Origin of the sequence: Limnothrix sp. PR1529 (genome assembly GCF_002742025.1) — a bacterium.
Lineage (GTDB): Bacteria > Cyanobacteriota > Cyanobacteriia > CACIAM-69d > CACIAM-69d > CACIAM-69d.
Genome location: NZ_LIRO01000093.1, coordinates 1 through 22,865, shown reverse-complemented (window position 1 = coordinate 22,865; position 22,865 = coordinate 1). Strand labels below are relative to the sequence as shown.

General features: G+C 55.6%; 15 protein-coding genes. 6 read left to right on the top strand and 9 right to left on the bottom strand.

Annotation, left to right across the window (positions count from 1 at the left end):
- The 3 genes from AMR42_RS13405 to AMR42_RS13395 form a co-directional block, all read left to right on the top strand.
- Positions 1 to 1,052, top strand: a 1,052-nt coding sequence (locus AMR42_RS13405; RefSeq protein WP_234406996.1) for a CHAT domain-containing protein, incomplete at its 5' end; no start/stop codon positions are given.
- A 656-nt stretch (positions 1,053 to 1,708) separates the two neighbouring features.
- On the top strand, positions 1,709 to 3,601 hold the full coding sequence (locus tag AMR42_RS13400) for an ATP-binding protein (RefSeq protein WP_143473085.1): 1,893 nt from the start codon (positions 1,709 to 1,711) through the stop codon (positions 3,599 to 3,601).
- Positions 3,602 to 3,756: 155 nt separating this feature from the next.
- Complete coding sequence (locus tag AMR42_RS13395) at positions 3,757 to 5,193, top strand: SPOR domain-containing protein (protein ID WP_099534171.1); 1,437 nt, start codon at positions 3,757 to 3,759, stop codon at positions 5,191 to 5,193.
- A 68-nt stretch (positions 5,194 to 5,261) separates the two neighbouring features.
- Here the strand turns inward: AMR42_RS13395 and patD are convergent, their stop codons facing one another.
- Positions 5,262 to 5,696: a heterocyst frequency control protein PatD gene (patD, locus tag AMR42_RS13390; RefSeq protein WP_099534170.1), complete on the bottom strand. Its 435-nt coding sequence runs from the start codon at positions 5,694 to 5,696 to the stop codon at positions 5,262 to 5,264.
- Positions 5,697 to 6,459: 763 nt separating this feature from the next.
- Here patD and AMR42_RS13385 point away from each other — a divergent pair.
- On the top strand, positions 6,460 to 8,640 hold the full coding sequence (locus AMR42_RS13385) for a bifunctional (p)ppGpp synthetase/guanosine-3',5'-bis(diphosphate) 3'-pyrophosphohydrolase (RefSeq protein WP_206753566.1): 2,181 nt from the start codon (positions 6,460 to 6,462) through the stop codon (positions 8,638 to 8,640).
- A gap of 84 nt (positions 8,641 to 8,724) precedes the next feature.
- Here AMR42_RS13385 and AMR42_RS13380 read toward each other — a convergent pair whose 3' ends face one another.
- On the bottom strand, positions 8,725 to 9,522 hold the full coding sequence (locus tag AMR42_RS13380; protein ID WP_199312467.1) for an ABC-2 family transporter protein: 798 nt from the start codon (positions 9,520 to 9,522) through the stop codon (positions 8,725 to 8,727).
- Between the two features lie 318 nt (positions 9,523 to 9,840).
- Between AMR42_RS13380 and AMR42_RS13375 the strand changes: the two genes are divergently transcribed.
- On the top strand, positions 9,841 to 10,506 hold the full coding sequence (locus tag AMR42_RS13375; protein WP_099534168.1) for a hypothetical protein: 666 nt from the start codon (positions 9,841 to 9,843) through the stop codon (positions 10,504 to 10,506).
- 24 nt (positions 10,507 to 10,530) lie between these two features.
- Complete coding sequence (locus AMR42_RS13370; RefSeq protein WP_099534167.1) at positions 10,531 to 13,554, top strand: glycerol-3-phosphate acyltransferase; 3,024 nt, start codon at positions 10,531 to 10,533, stop codon at positions 13,552 to 13,554.
- 132 nt (positions 13,555 to 13,686) lie between these two features.
- On the opposite strand, the gene AMR42_RS13365 is transcribed toward AMR42_RS13370, so the two are convergent.
- The 7 genes from AMR42_RS13365 to prfC form a co-directional block, all read right to left on the bottom strand.
- Entirely contained in the window at positions 13,687 to 14,076 is a 390-nt protein-coding gene (locus AMR42_RS13365) for a RidA family protein (RefSeq protein ID WP_099534166.1), read from the bottom strand.
- Between the two features lie 35 nt (positions 14,077 to 14,111).
- The gene (locus AMR42_RS13360; protein WP_099534165.1) at positions 14,112 to 14,549 is read right to left on the bottom strand and encodes an NUDIX hydrolase; all 438 of its coding nucleotides are present in this window, start codon (positions 14,547 to 14,549) and stop codon (positions 14,112 to 14,114) included.
- Positions 14,546 to 16,444: a hypothetical protein gene (locus tag AMR42_RS13355; RefSeq protein ID WP_143473084.1), complete on the bottom strand. Its 1,899-nt coding sequence runs from the start codon at positions 16,442 to 16,444 to the stop codon at positions 14,546 to 14,548. Before AMR42_RS13355 ends, AMR42_RS13360 begins: the two co-directional genes overlap by 4 nt.
- A gap of 20 nt (positions 16,445 to 16,464) precedes the next feature.
- Positions 16,465 to 19,137, bottom strand: a complete 2,673-nt coding sequence (locus AMR42_RS13350; protein WP_234406995.1) for an endonuclease MutS2 — start codon at positions 19,135 to 19,137, stop codon at positions 16,465 to 16,467.
- 300 nt (positions 19,138 to 19,437) lie between these two features.
- A complete protein-coding gene (locus tag AMR42_RS13345) occupies positions 19,438 to 19,734 on the bottom strand; it encodes a hypothetical protein (RefSeq protein ID WP_143473083.1) in 297 nt (98 codons plus the stop codon).
- 247 nt (positions 19,735 to 19,981) lie between these two features.
- Positions 19,982 to 20,608, bottom strand: a complete 627-nt coding sequence (locus tag AMR42_RS13340; protein ID WP_099534162.1) for a class I SAM-dependent methyltransferase — start codon at positions 20,606 to 20,608, stop codon at positions 19,982 to 19,984.
- A complete protein-coding gene (gene prfC, locus AMR42_RS13335) occupies positions 20,608 to 22,218 on the bottom strand; it encodes a peptide chain release factor 3 (protein ID WP_099534161.1) in 1,611 nt (536 codons plus the stop codon). Before prfC ends, AMR42_RS13340 begins: the two co-directional genes overlap by 1 nt.
- Between the last annotated feature and the right edge of the window lie 647 nt (positions 22,219 to 22,865).

Sequence of the window (22,865 nt, the reverse complement as noted above, 5' to 3'; positions counted from 1 at the left end):
GAGCCATGACCGCTGTGTTGCCCACCGCTGGCAGCGCCACCACCGAGCTAAAACGGCTCTACCAATTATTGATTGCCCCGATCGCCCCTCAATTGCCCCGCGATCCAAACCAGCGCTTGGTATTTGTGGTGCAAGGGGCCACTAACCTGGTTCCCTTTGCGGCTCTCCAGAATCCCAACGGCGATTACCTCGTGCAAACCCAGACGATCGCCACAACGCCATCCCTTCAGGTGTTAGCCATCGCCGAACAACGCCGTAAAACGCAAACGCCTGCGGCCCAGCCCGGCCTGGTGGTGGGTAACCCGGTTTTAATGCCGGAAGTACCCGCCGGCCCGGATGGCCAACGGGAGCGGCTGGCTCCTTTGCCCGGAGCCGAAACCGAAGCCCAAGCGGTGGCTCAAATGTTGGGCGTGCAACCGCTGCTGACCGATCAGGCCACCAAAAGCGCGATCGTGGCTGAAATGCCCAATCAACGGATCCTGCATTTTGCCACCCACGGGGTCTTGGATCTGGATGCCAATTTGAACGAGTTTGGCCGCCCGCGCGATCCCAACGCCCCCAAAGCTCGCCGGGGCGGCGTAATTGTCAGTCCTGGCTCTGTGATCATTGGTGGCAACGTAACGGTCAATGGCAACAATGCCAACCTCGCCTTAGCGGGAGAAGGCGTGGTGCAGCCGGCCGTTCCGGGCCTCTTGGCCCTGGCTCCCTCCCGAGGGGATGATGGTCTGTTACGAGCCGCAGAAATCGCCACCATGCGCTTGCAAGCCCAGCTCGTGGTGTTGAGTGCTTGTAATACTGGTCGGGGTCGCATTACGGGTGATGGGGTGATGGGTCTGGCGCGATCGTTCCTAGTGGCCGGCGTGCCCACGGTGGTGGCTTCCCTTTGGAAAGTGCCCGACAACCCCACCAAAACGCTGATGATTGCCTTTTATCAAGCACTTCAGCGCAATCCCGATACCGCTGTCGCCCTGCGCAGCGCCATGCTGGAAACCATCAAACAGCATCCAAATCCTCGGGACTGGTCTGCTTTTATCACCGTTGGGGCCCCTTAGGGCGAAAAATCAATCAAACCCTTTCAAAATTCGGCTCGTTGAACCGTCACGAGTAACCCTGCGATCGTTGCCTTTCCCGAGCGATCGCTATTCAAGGGCGACCATTGATGCTTCAATTTTCTGGATGATTTCGATTGCCCTTCCCGGATTTTTTCTGGTTTGCCTGATGGGTACTTTATGGACAGTTAGCTCCCTTGGAAACCGTTGGGCCGCCAACGCCCTTGGGAGTCAAAACTGGCCATCAAGACTGTTCTTTTCCAGGAATTTGCCCAAAAATTTACCTAGAGGTTGAGTTGGGGATGCTCCTGACAATGACCTCAAAGACTCGCTTAGAGGATGTCTGAAAAGCCACAGCTACGACTTATCGGCCTCATCGATCAACGCAAACCAGGGGCTTGGGGGGTGTCGTCATTGTGCGGGGTGATGCCGAAATAGTTGATCTTCCGCGCCCTGTTGGTGCTTGGTAACTCATCCAAAATACTTTTCAGACATCCTCTGAGAAAGAAATTGACCGAGGGACTGACTGAGGAATGGGCTTCGGACTTGACTGGTGAACTGGCTTGAGAATTGGCGTGAGAACTGATTTGGAGAATTAGCTTGAAAATTAGCTTGAGAGTTTGCTGGAAAGTTTGCCTGAGAGTTTTGATCGCGACCCCATGATTCAACCACGCACCATTCAAGTTTGGGTTGGGGCTGTTTTGGTAATCACCATTCTGCCGTCACTGTTTGAGTTGGCAGGGGTGTCTTTTTCTACGGTGATTCAGCCCTTGGATCCGACGGTCATTCCTGCCATGACGGATCCTCGCTTTGTGCAGGATCCGGAATTGGTGGATGGGTTGCACCACATGCTGGCAGGTAGTTTCATTCACACCATTTTGGAATGGAGCGCCTTTGCAGCCGCTACCCTAACGGCGGTGTTGGCCTTTTTGCACTTTACGTTGCATCGAGATTTGGTCACCCCGCTGATTGGGTTGGTGTTGTTTTATGCCGGTTGCATGGATGCATTTCACACCCTGGCCGCCGATCGCCTGATTGATTCTGTTGATAGCTCGGTGGATTTAATTCCTTTCACTTGGGTGCTCTGCCGGTTATTTTCTGGCACTATTTTGACCCTGGGATTGGTTGCGATTACGAACACCAACAGCCATCTTTTGCCCGATCGCTGGCAATGGGTGGGCCGGTCTTGGCTGGGTAGTTCAGCATTAATTGGTTTCGCATCCTTAGGGTTAGGTGTGCTCGCCTATTTAACCATTTGGCTGTGCTTAACCAGTCAGAAACTGCCACCCACCTTGTTTCCCGATGCGATCGTAACCCGTCCTTGGGATTTGGGGCCGTTGGTGCTGTTTGCCCTTTTGGGTTTGTGGGGATTGCCTCGGTTTTATGAAAAATATCCCAGCTATTTTTCTTTGGCTCTTTGGGTCAGCATGATTCCCCAGGTGGCCACTCAGCTCCACATGGTATTTGGGTCAATGGCCCTGTTTGATTCGGGGTTTAATATTGCCCATTTTCTGAAAATCGTGGCCTATTTGGTTCCCTTCAGTGGGCTTTGCTTGAGCTATGTGCAGGTGAATCGGGAGCGAACGGTGGCGATCGGGGACTTGCGACGGGCCAATGAGTCTCTCACTGAATTGGAGCGTTTATCGAGCGATCGAGCCGCAGTTCTCAATCAAGTGTTGTTGGATTTGCGCAACACCCAAAGCCAGCTCATCCATGCGGAAAAAATGTCCGGCTTGGGCCAGTTGGTGGCTGGCATTGCCCATGAAATCAACAATCCTGTTAGTTTTATTCGGGGCAATTTGCTGTATGCCAAAAACTACACCAAGGATTTAATTGATGTGGTGCGAGCCTATCAGGAAACCTATCCCGATCGCCCGGAGCATCTACAGGACTTGGAGGCGGAATTAGATCTACCCTTCATCCAAGACGACTTTCTGAAGCTGATGGACTCCATGCAGAATGGTGTGCTGCGAATTAACTCGATCGTCTTGGCTTTGCGCTCCTTTTCGGGTCTGGATGAGGAGGGAATGAAGCCCCTGAATTTACAGTCGAGCATTAAGCACGCTTTGTTGATTCTGAATCATCGGCTGACGGGCAACGATTCCATGGCCAAAAAGACGGGATTAAGTGTCAATCTCGAAACGCGCTATGAGGCGGTGTCGCCAGTGTTGTGCTATCCCGACCAAATTAATCAGGTTTTGTTGCATTTACTGACCAATGCGCTGGATGCGATCGAGGAGGCAATTCGCCAAGACCGACAGCGCCAAGACCCCAACTGGCAACCCATGTTGGCTGTGTCCCTGGTCAATTTGGGCGATCGGGTGCGGGTGTTGGTGCGGGATAACGGGATGGGGATTCCTGAATCGGCACGAGATCAGCTTTTTAATCCTTTTTTCACCACTAAGCCGGTGGGCCGGGGGACGGGTTTGGGCTTGTCCGTGAGCGAAAGAATTGTGAAGTCCCATGGCGGACTCATTGAATTCAGCACGGCGATCGGGCAAGGAACGGAATTTCGGGTGGAGTTGCCGATTCAACCGGATCCGCTGACCTAGGGGCACAAAACTTGCCCACTTCCATGAACACCTGGAATCGCGGATTGGATGGGTGATGCTGCGGTGGTCGCGTGGCTATGATGATAGGCGGCGATGATGATGGGTGCGTAGCCGATACCGGCGGGCTAGTCGTGGGCTAATCAACGGTCAATTCCATGCAGATCAAGATGGCGATGGATATGGAAATGGATATGGAACCCGAAGCGGTCAAAGTTTCTCAAGTTTCTATGGATATCCACGGTGATATTAAGAGCGCACCCCATCCCACCCATCCTCCGAAACATCGCCAGCGGGGCCAGAATCAGCCGAGTCAACATCCCCAGAACCCAATGGGCCAAAGCTGGGGGCGTTGGTTGGGGGCAATGGCGCTGACCTGCTGCGGCCTGGGAGCGATCGCCCCCGTAGCTTCGGCCAATGACACGCTTCCCTTTGGTGCGCCCTTGCCCGGTGCGCCGGCCGCGCCGATCCCCGAGGTTGAAAGGCCCACTGCTGCGCCTCCACCGCGCTCACCGATTGATGTGGAAGTGTTGGAAGCGCCGCGCCCCAGCCCGATCGCGAACCCAACGACTACGGAAGAAACCGGCTGGGTGGTGGAAGAGGGAGCTGGCTCGGGGGTGACCATGGTGCAGGAACCTCCAACCACCTCCAGCGCGATCGCCCCAACCAACCCAACTGATCGCAACTTCTTTGAGCCGGTGGTTCCCAGCCAAGGCCGTTATGTGGTCTATGCCCTCGGCGATAGTTTGGGGCTTTTCGAGCAGGTTAAACAACTGTCTCCCACGGCGGCTTTTGTCACCTATCGGGGGCAAACGGCCGTGCGGGCTGGGCTATTTGAGCGATCGATCGATGCCACTGCCCGGGTACGAGAACTGGCTCAACGGGGGATCACCGCTGAAATTGGCGAATTGAGTGAATCGGCAGCTTCCGGATCGGCGGTTTCTGGATCCGATGCCACCGTTAATGCCAGCGTCAATTCTTTCAATCGGGTGCAACCGGTTCGATCGCCCCTGCCCGCTCGATCGGGCGCGGCCGGGTGGTCGCCAGCGCGAGACCCCAATCGGAATGAACCGGATCCCAGCGCCCTTTTTGCTAATTTTGAACCCGCTGGCCGTGATCCCCAATGGCAACCTCCCAGCAACACGGCTCCGCTCTCGATGGCGGGCCGCCGGTTGCCCCCCTTGGGGAACACCAGCCGATCGCGCAGTTTGCCCGAGCCACCACCGGAACCCATGGCCAGCCTGCCGGACTTGGAACCGATCTTTGCGCCAGCCCCCAGCCGCCTTGCGCCTTTGCCTCGATCGAGCAATCAGTTCCCCAGCACCCTGGCCGCCGCCAGTTCCACGGCAACCAATGACCCGGCCTATTTTGTGGTGGTGACCAACGGGCGATCGCCCCTCGCGCAACTGATTAACCGGCTCAGTGAACTGGGGGTTCCAGCTTCCAGCGTCTTCCCCAACGAAACCGGCGGTCTGCGCATTGGCCCCTTTGCCGACCAATCCATGGCCCAACAGTGGCGATCGCGTCTTGGGGCGGCCAACCTAACCACCGAGCTGATGCAAAACGGTTGGATCATCGACGGCAATAATCCCTAGAAGATCCCTAAGGCATCCCTAAGGCGGTCACCTCCGCGTTTATTGCCCCTGATCTTTAATATTTGCCCCTAATCTGGCGCGATCGCCCCTTCGCCCGCCGCCAGGGTTTGGCCATGGGCGCAATAGCTCTGTAACAGCTTGAGTCGCTCTTGCATGGTCGATCGCCGCTGGGCAAAGGTCGCTGGTTGGCGAGCCATGCGCAAAAATGCCCAATCTGTTTCCAGCAAACGTAACTGTTTGTAAATTTCCACTTGCAGTGATTGCTCCAGGCCGCTGCCCTCCGCCAGCCCCGTCACTGCCACCCGCAGATCGGCCAGCACTTCATTCAGATCCGCCGGAGGCTGGGTTGCCGCCTGCAAGCGCAATTCAAAGCATTCAAGCGTTAATCGTAGTTTTTCGTAGCCTTGATCCGATAAACTGCCATTATCGGCTGGTTCAAGCGAGCCAAGCGCTGCCTTTTCGGAATTTGACGCATTTTCACTGATCGAATCGGGAGATTGCATAGGGCGATCGGTTGTAATGAAGGGGCGGGGATCAGGGCGATCGGGTGTAATCCAAAAAACATCATTCCCAATTGCGTGAAACCGAAGAGAATTTAGTAGAATCTATTGCATTTCATAAAAATTTCCTCCAACCTTCGGGCCGTTCACAAACCACAGTCCAAAGGTCAGGGATGCTTAGAAAATTTGGTTGAAGCATGACAGAAACCAGCTTTCTAAGTTAGACCTAATTACAGCGTTCTCTAAATTTAAAACTCCTTTTAGCGATAACGGCCTCAGCCGCTATGTTCCAGCCAGGGCCAGGGGGTTAACAGCACCCTAGCAGTTTGAGGCTCTTCTTGTCGTCTCCGCAGGTCATTTTGCTTTCAGGCTCTTGGTTTTGAATTGCTGAGTTGATGTGTGATGTTCCCTCAGCCTGGGGTCATCACTCGGCCCCATTTCAGCCAGCCTTTTCCCCGTCTAAGCATTCACTTTGGTTGGCCATTGGTTGGCCATTGGTTCAGCTCCAGCCCTGAAGAATCGCCGTTTCCAATCGCCCTTTGCGCGGATTGGGCTTGATTGCACACCCTTCAGGCTGGGGATCATTCTCATCAATGGGAATTGGCCAGTGGAATGACCCTCACTCGTTCGATCGCTCCTCACCCCCCATCCCAGACCCTAACTTTTTTCCCTCAAAAATCCTATGGTTGTCGCCGTTTCCCACCATTACTCGCCCATTGATGAATATCCCAGCCTGTCCTTGCCCACCTGGCTCAGCCAATGTTTAATGGAGGATTTTCATCATCCCCAAGGCACAGAACGCCCCCTAGGCAACAGCTTGATTTGTCGAGCCTTTCAATTTGCCTATGATCTGCATCAAGATCAATATCGGGCTTCCGGTGAACCCTACATTGCCCATCCGGTGGCCGTGGCTGGTTTGCTGCGAGAATTGGGGGGCAGCCCCGAGATGATTGCAGCGGGTTTTCTACACGATATTGTGGAAGACACGGCTACAACCCCGGAAGATTTGGAAGCCAAGTTTGGTGCAGAAGTGCGATTTTTGGTGGAAGGGGTCACGAAGCTTTCTAAGTTTAATTTCTCTAGTAAAAAAGAGCAGCAGGCGGAAAATTTCAGGCGAATGTTTTTGGCGATGGCCAAGGACATTCGTGTGATTGTGGTGAAACTGGCCGATCGCCTGCACAATATGCGAACTTTGGAGCATTTGGCTCCGGAAAAACAGCGCCGAATTTCTCAAGAAACCATGGATATTTTCGCGCCCTTGGCCAATCGTCTGGGCATTGGGCGCTTTAAGTGGGAACTGGAAGATCTGTCGTTTAAATATCTTCAACCGGATGCCTATCGGGAAATTCAAGAACTGGTGGCGGAAAAACGCACCGATCGCGAGGCCCGGCTCGATCGGGTGTTGCAAATTCTGCGCGATCGGCTCAACCAACTGGGCATTCAAAGCGCCGAAACCAGCGGCCGGCCCAAGCATCTCTATGGCATTTACCAAAAGATGCAGCGCCAGAATAAAAGCTTCTGGGAAATTTATGACATTGCTGCCGTGCGCGTCATTGTCCAATCGGTTGATGAATGTTACCGCGCTTTAGCCGTGGTTCATGATGAATTTCGCCCCATTCCTGGCCGGTTCAAGGATTACATTGGTCTGCCCAAACCCAACCGCTATCAATCGCTTCATACCTCAGTAATTGGCTTGACGGGACGGCCCTTGGAGGTGCAAATTCGCACCGAAGAAATGCATCGAGTGGCGGAATACGGGATTGCAGCCCACTGGAAATATAAGGAAACGGGTGGTAGCCACTTGGCCGCTAGCACCGACGATGAAAAGTTTATTTGGCTGCGGCAATTGCTGGAATGGCAAAGCGATCTGAAGGACGCGCATGAGTATCTGGAAAATGTTAAGAAAAATCTCTTTGAGGATGAGATTTATGTCTTTACACCCAAGGGCGATGTGATTGCCCTCAGCAACCATGCAACCCCGGTGGATTTTGCCTACCGGATTCATACGGAGGTGGGCAACCATTGCGCGGGGGCCCTGGTGAATCGCCGGATGGTGACCCTGGACACGGGCCTGCAAAACGGCGACATCATTGAGATCATCACCCAGAAAAATGCGCACCCCAGCCTTGACTGGCTGAATTTTGTGGTGACGGCCACGGCCCGCAACCGGATCCGGCTGTGGTACAAGCGATCGCGCCGGGAAGAAAACATCAGCCGCGGCCGCGAACTGCTGGAAAAGGAACTGGGTAAGCAGGGGTTTGAAAGTTTTCTGAAGTCCGCACCCATGCAGGCGGTGGCGGAGCGCTGCAACTACCACAGTGTGGATGACACCCTGGCCGCGTTGGGCTACGGGGAAATTACGTTGAATATGCTGCTGGGGCGGATTCGTGAGGTGGTGAAAACCGCGCAACCGGTGGCCGAGGCGGTGATTATGCCGTCGTCCAGCCCGCGCCCCCACGGGGATTCGGGGTCAAATCGCCATCGCCTGTCGCCCATTTTGGGGGTGGAAGGGCTGTTGCATCACATGGCGGGCTGTTGTCACGCGGTGCCGGGTGAGCCGATCGTGGGGGTGGTGACCCGCAGCAGCCGGGGCTTGGCCATTCACCGCCAAGATTGCAGCAATTTGGCCAATGTGCCGGGCGATCGCCTGGTTCCGGTGAGTTGGAACCCCGAGGTGACCAATGTGGGTCGCCAGCCCACCTATCCGGTGGAAATTCGGGTGGAAACGATCGATCGGGTGGGGGTGCTCAAGGATATCCTGACCCGACTGGCGGACTCGAATGTGAACGTGAACCGGGCCGCCGTGAAAACCAAGCCGGGTGAAACGGCCATGATCACCTTGGGCATTGACATCTGCGATCGAACCCAGCTCGATCGGGTCTTTACCCACATTCGCAAGATGAGCGACGTGATTGATCTGCGGCGGGTTTTCCAGAACGCGGAATAGCGATCAACGGAAATGCTGGTGGGGGCGCACGGCCGTATACCCGTACGCTCCTACTTGGGCGCTTTTGTTGCTGAGGCCTGCCGCTTAGGCTCCCATGCCGGAATATTGCCGCAGACCCCGCCGCCAGAGCCAACGATTCAAGCCATAAAAAAAGCCACTCCACAGCCCGATCGCCAAGAGTCCCTTACCCCAATCCACCGGTAAACCCATCAACAACGCAGCGGGAAAGTGGATCAGATAAGGAAACGGAGTCCATTCCACAATCGATCGCACCAGGGGCGGAAACACTTCCAACGGAGCCAAAATTCCTGAACCCAGCAGATAAATAAAAAACCAAGCCTGTTCCAGGGCGGCCGCTTTTTCCATCCAAAATGCCCCCATGGCAAAGGTGTATTGAATTAAAAATCGCAGGCCAAAGGCCAAAAGCGTAATGATCATAAACCCCAAGAGATTTGTGGCGCTGGGCAGCCAAAATGATTGGGGATAGAGCACAAAAAATAAGATCACGAGCAACCCAATGATCGGCAATCGCACAAATCGCTCCGTGAGGTGGGAAACCAGGTGATGCCAAACTGGGTCGATCGGCTGTAAAAGCTTGGGCGAAAGGAGACCTTGGTTCACTTCTTTTTCAAATTCCCAAACTACCCAAACCACGTTCATTTGTCGAGCAATGAATGCGGCTAGGTAATATTGAGCAAATTGGATGGAAGACAGCCCGAATTGCCCCGTTTCCGCCGCTTTGACCCAAGCACCCATCAAAATGAACGGCACGGCCCCCGAAAGGGCCCAAAGCAATAATTCCGCCCGATATTCCAACATATAGGCGTAATAGGTGGTGCTTAGGGCGCGGAAGATGGCTCCCGATCGCCGAATTTGTGCCATTAAGGGCTTAGGGGAGGATTTAGGGGGTTGAGGAGTAGATGGCATGGGCGCAGTGATGATGAATTTCTAATTGAGCAGTTCCCAATGAATAAATTTCTGATGGATGAATTTTCGATGATCCAACTATCAATCAATCACAACGTAGATCAAATAGTGATCAAATTGTAATCAGAGAGCCATCAAACAGAGAAATTAAGAAATGAAGAAGAGCAATTAAGAAGAACGACCAGAAAAGCATAGTCAAAAAAGGTAGATCAAAAGTAGATCAAAAGTAGATCAAAAACCGTAAATCCAATCGTCAGGGACTGAGGTAGGGGCATGGATGTTCAAAGGCTACAGTCGATCGCCAATCGCCACGGGTTCTCGGTGGCAGCGGTCAGCCATTTGGCCGACAAGATTCGATCGGGACGCGGAACCATGGCCCAGTTTAATCACCCGGAGTTGGGCGGGGCGGGTCAATGGATGCAGGGAGGGATGGTGATGATTGGGGATCTGTTTAATCAGTCCCTGAAAGCTCGGGTGGCCAACCTGTGCCAAGACTTGTACCAGGACTTGGGCCAGACCTGGGCGACAGAATTGCCAACCACTCCAGGTGTTGCCCACTCAACCCAGGTGCAATACCAAAGCGCCCCGATCGCCCCACCCAGTCAGCCATCTCGCCAGCCCCCCAGTCAAGCAAGCCCTGGCCAGTCGCCGCTTCCCTGGAACCCCATGCCGCCCATGGACTTCGGAGCGGGCGATTGCTGGTGGCCAAGGGACTGGGGCCAGCCCTCAATCCAAGGCCACCAAAACCATCTGGATTATGCTTATTTTGCGCCGTTCAATCGCCTGGCCCTGCGACAGGGTGGAATGGTGACCGTTTATGACACCACGGGTTATCAGATTACGGGATTCAGCCAGCAACAAACGACGGAAAGCCAGGGGCTGATTTGTTTCAGTTCCCGGGGACAGGTGGCGGTTCGTCAGTTCCCACAGTTAGTTTGAGCATTGCCTCGACCGTTGCCATCCATGACCAGCGAACAGACCTTGGGCCTTCTACTGTTGCTAACCCTTTGTCCGGCTTTGGGAGCTTTGCCGCTCACGGACTGGATTGTGCGTTGGGGCACGGGCAAACGGTTGCGACGGTTGGGCACGGGAAATGTCAGCGTCTCGGCGGCTTTTTACCATGCGGGGCCTTGGTGGGGCCTGTTGGCCGTGTCGGGGGAGGCCCTGAAGGGATTGGGCGCAGTGTGGTTGGCTCGGCAGTTTTTCCCGATCGAGTCGGGCTGGGAATGGCTGACGATCGGGGGTGTCGTGTTAGGGCGCTACTGGGTGGGCCGAGGCGCGGGCATGACCAACGCCACTTGGGGGGCGATCGCCCATGAACCCAGTGCGGCGTTGCTGACGGGGTTGCTGTCGGTGTCCGGGTTTGCCTTCACGCGCGATCGCCAAACCAGTCGGCTGCTGGCCCTGGCGCTCTATCCGTTGATGTTGGGGTTGCTGAATCCCAATGGGGTCGATCGGGTGGTGGGGGCTGTGTTGGTGGCGGCTTTGCTGGCCTGGATTTGCCAAACCATGCCCGAGGATCTGGCCTTGGGGCGATCGGGAGCGGCCGCCGGTTCTCAAGGGGCCATGGGCTTTTTTCAAGGCAAGGCAGATTCAATGCTCTCTCTCGACCAACCACTAGATCCACAACGGGCCGGCACGAAGGCCGCCACCCTGTCCCGCTTGAAGGCTTGGGGCTATCCGGTTTTGCCCGGTTGGATTTTGCTGCCGGGAGATGATCCCGTGCTGTTGGCCAACCGCCTGGCGGGCCAGGGCGAGTTAACTGAAGGGGTGGCCCAAGCCATTTTTGATCCGCCTTTGATTGTGCGATCGTCCGCGATCGGGGAGGACGGCGATCGCTCGGCCGCCGCTGGCTTGTATTGCACTGTCAGTGATGTGCGTACCCCCTTGGAGTTGGTGGAAGCGGCGGCAGTGGTTTTTGTGTCCTATGACGCACCGGAGGCGATCGAGTATCGGCGCGATCGCAACCTGCCCGATGCCAGCATGGCCGTGCTGGTGCAACCACAAATTGCCGGAGCCTTTTCGGGAGTAGCCTTCAGCCGCGATCCCGTGACGCAACAGGGCGAAGCGGTTTTGGTGGAAGCCCTGCCCGGTTCCGCCGCCCAAGTGGTTTCCGGACGCATCACCCCCGAATCGTACCGAATTGATTTGAGTGAATTGGATGTGACGGCCTGGCGCGAGTCCCGATCGGTTGCCTTTCCGGGCCCGGCCAATCCGCCCCAGTCGATCGAGTCAGAATTGCGGGCCCTCGCCACCAGCACGCGCCCCCTGGCCGCCGAAACCGGAACCGGCGATGTGCCCGGCTGGTTGGTGCGGGAAGTGGCCCTGTTGACGCGGGATTTGGAATCTCACTTTGATGGCGTTCCCCAGGATGTGGAATGGACATTTGACGGCCAGCACCTGTGGATTTTGCAGGCTCGCCCCATCACCACCCTGCTACCCATTTGGACGCGGCGGATGGCCGCGGAAGCCATTCCCGGCGTAATTCGGCCCCTCACTTGGTCCATTAACCGGCCCATGACCTGTGGGGCTTGGGGGCGACTGTTCACGCTGGTTTTGGGCGATCGGGCAGCGGGATTGGATTTTTTGGAAACGGCCACCCTGTTCCACGGCCGCGCCTATTTCAACGTCACCCTGTTGGCGGATCTGTTTCGGCGGATGGGCTTGCCGCCCGAGAGCTTGGAAGCCCTCACCCACGGGGGCAAAATGAGCCGGCCACCCCTCACGGCCACCCTGCGTAACTTGCCGGGGCTGTGGCGGCTGTTGGGTCGGGAGTGGAATTTGGATCGATCGTTTCAGCGCGACTGGGAACAGTGGTTTGAACCCGGACTCCAAAACCTGGAAACCCTGCCAGCAGAACAGTTTTCAGAGCCAGAACGCCTTCTAGTACGGGCAGAACAGATTATGGGGCTGCTTGATCGCGCCACCGAGTACAGCATTTTGGCCCCCCTGAGTGCCGCCCTGCGCCAGGCGATCGGCCGTCGCAAACCGGAGCAACTGGATCCCAGCCGCCACCCGGAAGTGGCCGCCACCCGCTGGCTCCAGAATTTGGCTCAACGGATGCAAGCGGTTTTGTCCTTGGAGCGAATTCGCGCCTTGGATCAGGCCCCGGCCGTTTGGGCCGCCTTGGCAGAGTCACCGGAAGGGCGGGAAATTCTCGCCAGCTTTCAAGTGTTTCTGGACACCTATGGCTATTTGAGCGAAGTGGGAACCGATGTGGCCGTGCCCACCTGGCGCGAGGCGGTGGAAATTCCACAGACCATGCTGTTGCAGTTGGCCAAAACCCCAATCACCCAGCCCAGCAGCCCCCGCCGTCAAACCTCGATCGCCCAGCGCCGTCTTGATTTGAAAGGACAGGTGGCAGAACTCTACAACAAGCTGTTGGCGCAACTGCGATGGACTTTTGTAGCCCTAGAGCAGCAGTGGCAGGTGATCGGCCTGTTGCAGCAGGAAGGCGACATTTTCTATTTGGAATTAGCCGAAATTCGGCAATGGGTGGCTCACCCCCAAAACCAAAACCTGCAAAGGATTCTGACCGCTCGGATTGCCCAACGCCGCCAGGCCTTTGCCGATTGGTGCGAAACGCCAGCCGCTCCGTTGGTCTATGGCCAAGAGCCGCCCCTTTGTGCGCTGGAGTGGAGTGCGGCGGCGGCGCGATCGACCCTCCGTGGGTTGGGCGGCAGTCCCGGCCGGGTGGAGGGGCGTGTGATTGTGATTCGATCGCTGAGTGAACTGACCCTGGCTCCGGCGATCGATCAACGATCCATTTTGGTGATTCCCCATGCGGATGCGGCTTGGGGGCCCCTTCTGGTGCGGGCTGGCGGCCTCATTTGCGAGGCGGGGGGGCGCTTATCCCACGGAGCGATCGTGGCGCGGGAATATCGAATCCCAGCGGTGATGGACATTCCCAACGCCACCCAACGACTCCACACGGGGCAACTGTTGCGGCTGGATGGCACAACCGGCACGATCGAGATCTTAGATTGATTGACCTTGGGGCCGGCTCGATCGTCCGGTTTGTCGGCTGGAAAATACCGCTCTGTTAATCCGCATGAACAGCCCATTCATCACAGCTCGATCGGGCTTTGACTCGATCGGGCTGTGATCTGGTGAGTTCGGTTAATCAACAATGGCGGTGCAGTCAATTTCCACCAATACATTCTTAGGCAAACGAGCCACTTCCACGGTTGCCCGCGCCGGAGCCGTTACCTCAGAAAAGTATTTGGCATAAACCGCATTTACCATGGCGAAATCATCCATATTCGCCAGGAAAATCGTGGTTTTCACCACATTGGCAAAACTGGTTCCTCCGGCTTCTAAAACTGCTTCCAGATTTTGCAGCACCCGTTCCGTTTGGGCCACCACATCGCCTTCATGAACGAGTTGATTGGTGGCCGGATCAATGGAAATTTGCCCCGAAGCAAACAGCATTCCATTCGCGACGATCGCTTGGTTATAGGGGCCAACGGGATTAGGTGCTTTGTCGGTTTGAATAACTTGTTTAGGCATGATCTAATGGGCAACCAGAGAATTAGTAATCAAAATCAGGGGCGAGGTCGCTGTCCATAATAGCGGTAACGGAGGTAATCTTCGAGGATGCGATCGTGATCGAAGCAAAGATTTTTGGGTAATTCCCAAGGATTAAAAATCGCTAAATTTTGGGCATCATCGGCCGCTTGGGGATTGCCCGTAGCCGTGGCAATAAACACCACGCTCATCGTGTGTTTGCGCGCATCCCGCAGCGGGTCGGAATAGACATAGAATTGCTCGACCAAATTCACCGCCAAGCAGGTTTCTTCGAGGGCTTCTCGCCGAGCCGCATCCTCCACCGATTCGCCATAATCCACAAAGCCGCCGGGAATGGCCCAACCCAGCGGATCGTATTTGCGTTCAATCAACACGATCGGGCGGTGGGGGCGATCGACCAATTCAATAATCAAATCCACCGTGGGGGCTGGATTGCGGTAGGTTGGCTCACTCATGATTTTTGCGGGAAAGAATAGGAACCGGCGAGGGGATAGACCGTGCCGCGATCGGTATCGAAGGCCCAGGCGGTAATTTTGGGCGATCGCACAATCTCCAGCCGTTTTTGGGGATCAGACACCAATTTTTCTAGCTCAAAACTCTTGCTCCAGCGATTATTAGGACAAACAAAATCACCAATGATTTGCCCCATGCCACGATAGTTTTTGCCCACTTTGGCTGCTGTGAAGGGAATTGTTGCGCCGTCTTTTTCGTAAGCCAATAAAACTGATCGCGTGGGTTGGCAACCACCGCCCAAAGTCAGCTCGCCACCGGCCACATATTCCCAAACATCATCATTTTTTTGAATTGTTAGGGTTTGGAAGTTTCCGGCGATCGGTTGATTTTGGGCTAAGGCTTTCAGATCCGTTTTTTCGGGAATTGGGGGAACAATTGGCGGACGCACAAACCCAAGCTGATTGGTGTCGCGAATGGTGTTGAGAACATGGTCATTCAGTTCAGGATAAATCCACTCGGTGAAGCAGCGTTCATCTTGGAAACTGTTGATGAACGTTAAGCAAGCTTTGCCCTGATGGCGATCGCGACTGAAGTTCGCCAAGTTGCGCGACCCGATCGCAAAGCTGGCGTAATGCAACACCAAAAACAGGGTTAGCCCAAAAATCACCAGCCCTTTTCGCCAGGGTTTGGGTAAGCGGTGTTGAGTGAATTGGGGCAACAAAATCGCAGACAGATGGATAATCGCAATCCATAGATAAAGCGAAAAGGTTTGGTAGCGGGAGGTCAGGGCAGCATCGGGCCCAAACCCAAACCGCCCAAGGGTGACGATCGCATCAGTACCGATCGCATAGCACCCAAAAATCACCCACTCAAACGATCGCACCCGATCGCTCCGCCAAGCCAGGATTACTAACCCCAAAAAGCCCAGCAATCCCAACGCGCCCAGCAGTTGACTCAGCCCCAAATCGTCAAACCCCAGGATTGCCCCCATCAAGGCAAACCAATATTTCAACCCGGCGATCGGGTGTTGCAGGGGCCCCGCGAAACTCGGGTGGCTGGGGGGTTTGTAATAATCCCAAAAATAGAGCAGCAAATTCGCCGCCATCGCCGCGAGCCACACCCCCAACCCAATCCAGGATTGGCGAGCCGTCGTACCCAACGATTGAATCGATCGCCCCAAATCTCCCACAATCCCGTAGGGGCGCACCGCCGTGCGCCCACCAGAATCATCGCTTTGTACCGATACGTGACCATCATGATCGCGCCGGCCCAAGTCAACAATCCAATCCTTTAAGAACAGCGCCGGAAAGGAGAGAAACCAGCAAAACATCCCGCTCGCACTGGAATAGGTGCTGATTGTGGCTAACAGAATATTAATTGCAATTTTCTGCCAAAATTTCAGCGAAGATTGCGCCAACCACAAGCTAGTGGTGATGCAAAAAATCGGCAGGAAAACAACAATTTGAATGCTATAAACCCAGTTTTCCCATTGGGACGGGCTGAAGAGTAAGCAACTGGCTAAGGCAAAGGCGATCGCCTGAAATTTACGATCCAAAACCGTCGATCGCCCCAGGGCAAAAATCGCCCCCGCCGCCCCACAAACCAGGGCAAAAATCACCGCCAACTCTGCCCGAATATCCCAGCCGGTCAGATAAGCCAAGCCCAAAAAAATTAGCCGAGGAAAGACTTTGCGGCTTTCATTGTGCTGGGAAATAAAATCCGCGAAGGTCAGGGGTTGTTGCTCCGCCAACTTCACGAACAACACCCCCGGCGTGTCCCACTGGTCGTAAGTGGGTAGGTTTACGCCATAACGCACCATCAAGGCCGCCAGCAGCAGCGCGGGCAGCACCCAAACCGCCAGCCACGGCCAGCCCTTCGATCGAACGGCATTCAACACACACCACTCCTGGCCAGAACCTAACGCAAATAGGCGATCGTCACGCCCGTGCCGCCATCCTCGCGGGGGGCATCCTCAAACCGTTCCACCAGTCGATGGGTTTTGAGGTGGGCGCGCACGCCGTCTCGCAGTTTACCGGTTCCCTTGCCATGCAAGATCCACAGGCAACCAAAGTCAGCGGAAATGGCCCGATCGATCGCCTGTTCCACCTCGATTTCCGCGTCGGCCACCCGGGCCCCGCGAATGTCCAGGGTGTTGCCGCTGGTGCGGAGGATCGATCGCTCCTTGGTTTTTGGTGGGGGCGCGGGTTTTGGCTCCGGTTTTTGCACCTCGATTTTTTTGCCATCGAGGGATTCCACATCGGCAAAACTGAGGGTCGCTTTAATCAGCCCCATCCGAATCGTGATTTCCTCGTCGGCCTCATCGATCGCCAACACCTCCGCCGCGCCGCCGAGCTTGGGCACTCGCACCCGTTCGCCCACCTGGGGTTTGTAGCCCTTGGGTTTCGGTTTCGGCTGCTGGGAGGGCAGGAATTTTTGGGCAATTTCACCCACCTGGGCCGTGGCTTGCTGGGCTTGCTGGCCCGTGGGTGTGCCCCGCTGCAACTGCCGGATCACCTGGGCAATTTCGCTGCGGGCCCGCTCGATTTCCTTTTGGACGGCGGCTTCTTGGGTTTGTTTGAGCTGATCTTCGCGCTCCTTCAGGGTTTGGGCCTTGCGATCGATTTGCTCATGCAAAAATTCCGCCCGTTGCAACAGGTGCGCCACCTCGTTGGCCTTGGCTTCCTGGCGGCGGCGTTCGGCTTCCAGTCCCGCGATCGTCCGGTTGATGTCTTCTGATTGGCCGCCAACCCGATCGCCCGCGGCCGTCACCACGGCTTCATCCAACCCCAACCGGCGGGCAATGCTCAAGGCGTTCGATCGCCCCGGAATCCCCCACAGCAACCGATAGGTGGGGCTGAGGGTTTGGTCATCAAATTCCACCGAGGCGTTCTCGAACCGGCTATCACGATATTTCAGGGTTTTCAGTTCCCCAAAGTGGGTCGTGGCCACGGTCAAGCGGGCGCGATCGGCCAGGGCTTCCAACAAGGCGGCAGCCAGGGCGCTGCCCTCAGCCGGATCGGTTCCTGCGCCCACCTCATCCAACAACACCAACGATTCCAGACCACGTTCCCGTAGGGGCGCACCGCCGTGCGCCCTTTCCGTCGCGATCGCACCCAACCCGTTTTGATCATCCGAATCATCGTTGGTGGCGGGGCGATCGGCGGAGGGCGCAAGGCCTTGCGCCCCTACGGTTTCGTTTCCGTCGGATTCTGGATTGTTGGCATCGTCAAAATCACCCTCGGGTAGGGGCGCACCGCCGTGCGCCCTCTCCGTGGCGATCGCACCCAACCCGTCGGTGGCGGCAGGGCGATCAGGCTCCAGGGCATCCAGGATACGGACGATCCGGCGGATGTGACCCGAGAAGGTGGACAAATTCTGCTCGATCGACTGTTCATCACCGATATCCGCCAACACCTGGCTGAACCACGGCAACTCTACCGGCTCCCGCGCGGGCACAAACAGCCCCGCCTTCGCCATCAGGGCCGCCAAGCCCAGGGTTTTCAGGGTGACGGTTTTGCCCCCGGTGTTTGGCCCCGTAATTGCCACCACCCGAATCGTCGGATCGACGCGCACGTCGATCGGGATTACGTCCCGCCCTTGCTCGTGCTTCTGTTGCCAAATCAGCAGCGGGTGGCGCAACTGCCGCAGGGTCAGGGTTTCGCCGGCTTCAATAAAACGCGGCGCATTGCCCTCAATCCAAAAGGAATAGCGGGCCCGCGCGGCGGCCAAGTCCAGCTCCGTGGCCACCGCCAGCAGTCGCTCCAGATCCGGAGCTACTTCCGCAATCTGCTCGCTCAACCGCCGCCGGACGATTTCCGACTCGATCGCTTCCTGCCGTTGCCATTGGCGCAGGCGGTTGTTTTGCTCCGTAATCGTGTGGGGTTCCACGTAGAGGGTCGCGCCCGTGGAAGACGTGTCGTGGACAATGCCGCGAATCACGTCCTTGTGGCTGGCCTTCACGGGAATCACGAACCGATCGCCCCGTTGGCTAATATTGGGTTCCTGAATCGCGTTGGACTGCTGCTGCATGATGTTGTGCAGCTTTTGATAGATCCAATCGCGGCCGGCCCGCAGCTTTTCGCGAATTTCCGCCAACTTAGGGCTGGCGCGATCGGTCACATCGCCGCGATCATCGATGCAGTAGTGAATTTCCTGCTCCAGCTCCGGATAAGTCCGCAGTTCCTCAACCAGGGCCGCCAGGGCCGGTAGATCTTCCCGCTGATCGATCGCCCGCCGCAGGTTCCGCGCCCCCGATAGGGTGGTGGCCACTTCCAGCAGCTCCTCGCCGGCCAGCACACCACCCCGAGTCGCCCGATCGAGCGCCGAGCCAATATCCGCAATCCCGCCAAAATTCAGACCCCCCGTAGCGCTGCGTTCCAGCTCCCAGGCCTCGCGGGTTTGGGCCAACAGGGTTTCGCTGGTGCGGCGATCGCTCGGAATCGGTAACTGACGCGCCACGATCGCCCCTAGCTTGGTTGCCGTAAAGGTTGCCAGATGCTGGCAAAGGCGCGGCCATTCCAACAATTCCAGGGTTTCAATCTGGATCGACTCAGCTTGATTGGCAATCAGTGACGATGGCAACGGAGACACAGGCGACCTAACGTTATTGCGATGAAAAACGGCGCGGTTCTTCTATTGTAAAGGTCAAGCTCAAAAGACAGATCTAGGAAATTTCAGAAATTGCTGATCTTGTCCTGCTTTGTCCTTGATCAAATTTTCTAATTCAGACCTGATTTTGATTCCAGGATTAATCTGGCTATATTCTTGGGTCTAACTGTGTTGATCCTGATTGCATTTTCTGCCATTGCGTTGACTGGCTGCATCGATCGTCTGATCGCTGACGGCTCCAATTTTTGATTGATCTAACTTGACTGATCCAACTTGGTTGATCTAATACATTTGCAATTCAATTTGCCGAATCGAAATGAAGCGTTCGTCAGGCAAAAGAATCACTCGATCTTGAAAAATCGGTCGCCCGCGAAAGGTGTGCCGATTCACCACAATTCCATAGGGCCGCCGAGCGCGATCGACCATAATCACGCAGTAGGCCTCATAGATGGCTCGGGCTGCTCGCAACAAGTCCAGCTCTGGCCCCTCTGGCGGCAGTTCCAGGTAGTCTGCATAGTCGGTCTCGGGCGGCTGAGACCGTTTAGACAAGGCACGCGATCGGGTGGATGAGTATGGCACAGGGCAGAACCAAGGTGAAGGAAACAAGCAAAGGAACGCGGGGAAGTGCCCCATCACCCATCATCAAGGCACTCTAATTGCAGGTTTACCTCAAATGGTGACAGAATTCCAGTCTCAATTTTTCAGTGATCCCATCAAAGTCCTACAAACAGCACTTTGAAGCATAAATTTAAGACCTGCATCTAAAACATGTATCTAAAACATGTATCTAAAACATAAATTTAGAACACAAATTTGGAACATGTACTTAAAACATGACTTTCTCAGAAATCCAAAGACTCTGTTGATAGTCGAGGATGCAGCTCCAACCCTGCTGGCTTAAGAATTCCTTTGTGAGTCGGGCTTTGCCACCGCCCGGTAACCCATTGTCATCGAGCAAAATGATGCAACCCTGCCGTAATTTATCCCAGGCGGCTTCAATTTCTGCCAGTTGATGGGCCTGAGATTGTTGTTGAATTTGAGGATCGTCCCACCAATCCAAACTATCCAAATACAGCAAGTCGATCGGGCGATTGAACTGTTTGAGGAAGGTCACCGAATCACTGCAAACATACTCAATTCGCTGAGCCACATGCTGGGTGCAGTGCTGGGAAGTGGTCAGATTTTCCGGCGACAGATCCACCGTCCAAAGACGACCGCCATCAAAGGTTTCTAGGGTTTCACCAAAGATGGTGGTTGAGCAGCCAGCTCCCCAGTCGTCGGGTAGTCGCTGAGTGCCGGTTTCCACAATCACCCCATCCCGCCGATCGCCCAAGTGTTGCAAAAACAGCCCGATCGCTGACTTGAACGTTGGATAGCGGGCTTGGGGGGCTGACCCAAAGCGTTGGTCAAACCAGCCCCCAAAATAGCCAAACGTCGCAGATCGTGAAGTCATTAGGTTAAGGGTGCGATCGACTGGAGTTGTAGGCTGGGGTGATCTCCCTCCACCTGTTGACAATTCCACTCGTTTTTGAACAACAAAACGGGACGATCCCACATATCTTTGACGGTCATGGCATTAAACAACCGGCCCACTTTGGCTAGCTCATCCCAACCGGCAGTGACCCAACGGGCCACGGAATAGGGCAGCAGCTCAACCCGTGATTCCACACCGTATTCACTTTGCAGGCGGAATTGCACCACTTCAAATTGCAGTTGCCCCACGGCCGCCAGAATTGGATCGCGCTTGGCTTCGTCGGTGGAATACATGATTTGGACGGCTCCTTCTTCACGAAGTTCCGAAATTCCCTTCTGAAATTGTTTGAATTTAGAGGGGTTAGGGTTTCGCAAATAGGCAAAGAGTTCCGGCGAAAAACAGGGAATGCCTTCGTATTCAATTTTGGGGCCGATGTAAATGGTGTCCCCGATCGAGAAGGCTCCAGGATTGTTTAAGCCAATGACATCGCCCGCGTAGGCTTCCTCAACGGATTCGCGATCCTGGGCAAAGAGTTTTTGCGGCCGAGCCAATCGTAAGCTTTTGCCCGATCGCGCATGGGTCACCACCATGTCTTTCTCGAATTTGCCGGAGCAAACCCGCACAAAGGCCACCCGATCGCGGTGTTTCGGATCCATGTTGGCCTGCAACTTGAAGACAAAGCCCGAAAAATGCTCATGGGTTGGGTCAACGGCTCCAGTTCGGGCGGTGCGGGGGCCTGGCTTGGCCGCATAGTCCAAGAAGGCATCGAGAAACAGTTGCACCCCAAAATTGGTCATGGCACTGCCGAAGAAAACGGGGGTGAGTTCGCCGGCCAAAACCGCTTCGAGATCCAACTCAGAACCCACTTCTTCAATCAGTTCCAGTTCATCCCTAAAGGCTTGATAAACATCCGGTTCCACCAGTTCCAGCAGTTCCGGTGCGTCCAAGTCCAGGGTGGTTTCGCCGGCCATTTTGCTGCCGTGGCGCGATCGCTGGAACAGATGCACTTTCCGAGTGCGGCGATCGAACACTCCTTTGAAGCGATCGCCCGTCCCGATCGGCCAGTTCACCGGATAGGTGGCGAGTTTTAGTTCTTTTTCAATTTCATCTAATAGATTCAGCGGTTCTTGAGAGGGGCGATCGAGCTTGTTGGCAAAGGTAAAAATCGGCAATTTCCGCAACCGGCAAACCTCAAAAAGTTTGCGCGTTTGTGGCTCCAACCCTTTAGCCGCATCAATCAACATCACCGCATTATCCGCAGCGGCCAGGGTGCGGTAAGTGTCTTCGCTGAAATCTTGGTGACCGGGCGTATCCAACAAATTAATTTGGCAGTCACGATATTCAAACTGCAACACCGTGGAGGTGATGGAAATGCCCCGTTGCTTTTCCAATTCCATCCAGTCTGAGGTGGCCTGGCGCTGGTCGCGACGGGCCCGCACGGAACCGGCTTCGTGAATTGCACCGCCATACAGGAGCAACTTTTCCGTGAGGGTGGTTTTCCCCGCGTCTGGGTGGGAAATGATGGCAAAGTTGCGGCGGCGGTTAACTTCCACAGCCAGTTTGGCGGAGTCGGCGAATTCAACGACCATGGTTCAACGGAAGGATTGGCTTTCAGATTATAGGGGCTTGGGCCGGTGTGGGCGGCTGGGGCCCGATCGATTGCAGCCGACGCAACCGATCTCGATCGCAACCATCCTGTTAAATCGATCGCACGGGAACCGAATCAATCCTTGTATCTTCTGAGGATCAGAATCCGGTTTTCAATGGCAGTCAGAATTGGCTGAAAGCCGAAAGTTGCTGAAAGCTAATGGATTGAAACGCCGTCTGACATACCATTGACAACCCCCTGACATCTGGCGGCCTTAGGCTGACCGACGATTACCCAGCGGCTGGGCCGCGTTGGAGTCCTGCGTTTTGAGGTGCGATCGACATGCGAAACAATCTCAGCCTTGCGATCACCACCCTAATGACTGTGGTTGGCTTGCAGCTTCTGTTGCTACCGCGATCGAGCACCACAGCCAAAATTCCCCAAACAATAGCTTGCACCCAGGCGGCGGTTTCCGGGCGCTGGTTTGGGGTTTCCTTGGGGCAATCGCAGCAGCAGCTTGATGATCCTTGGACGATCGCCACCCTGGAAACCAATACCATTCCCAGTCCTCAAGGGGCGCTGGATTGGCTGCGGGGCCATACGATAGGCTGCGAACCGCCCCCATCACCCTGTCTCTTATACACATCT

Excerpts from the sequence above, each read along its gene's own strand:
- AMR42_RS13400 (WP_143473085.1), top strand. The coding sequence starts at position 1,709 with ATGATTCAACCACGCACCATTCAAGTTTGGGTTGGGGCTGTTTTGGTA.
- AMR42_RS13395 (WP_099534171.1), top strand. The coding sequence starts at position 3,757 with ATGCAGATCAAGATGGCGATGGATATGGAAATGGATATGGAACCCGAA.
- patD (WP_099534170.1), bottom strand. The coding sequence starts at position 5,696 with ATGCAATCTCCCGATTCGATCAGTGAAAATGCGTCAAATTCCGAAAAG.
- AMR42_RS13385 (WP_206753566.1), top strand. The coding sequence starts at position 6,460 with ATGGAGGATTTTCATCATCCCCAAGGCACAGAACGCCCCCTAGGCAAC.
- AMR42_RS13380 (WP_199312467.1), bottom strand. The coding sequence starts at position 9,522 with ATGGCACAAATTCGGCGATCGGGAGCCATCTTCCGCGCCCTAAGCACC.
- AMR42_RS13375 (WP_099534168.1), top strand. The coding sequence starts at position 9,841 with ATGGATGTTCAAAGGCTACAGTCGATCGCCAATCGCCACGGGTTCTCG.
- AMR42_RS13370 (WP_099534167.1), top strand. The coding sequence starts at position 10,531 with ATGACCAGCGAACAGACCTTGGGCCTTCTACTGTTGCTAACCCTTTGT.
- AMR42_RS13365 (WP_099534166.1), bottom strand. The coding sequence starts at position 14,076 with ATGCCTAAACAAGTTATTCAAACCGACAAAGCACCTAATCCCGTTGGC.
- AMR42_RS13360 (WP_099534165.1), bottom strand. The coding sequence starts at position 14,549 with ATGAGTGAGCCAACCTACCGCAATCCAGCCCCCACGGTGGATTTGATT.
- AMR42_RS13340 (WP_099534162.1), bottom strand. The coding sequence starts at position 20,608 with ATGACTTCACGATCTGCGACGTTTGGCTATTTTGGGGGCTGGTTTGAC.
- prfC (WP_099534161.1), bottom strand. The coding sequence starts at position 22,218 with ATGGTCGTTGAATTCGCCGACTCCGCCAAACTGGCTGTGGAAGTTAAC.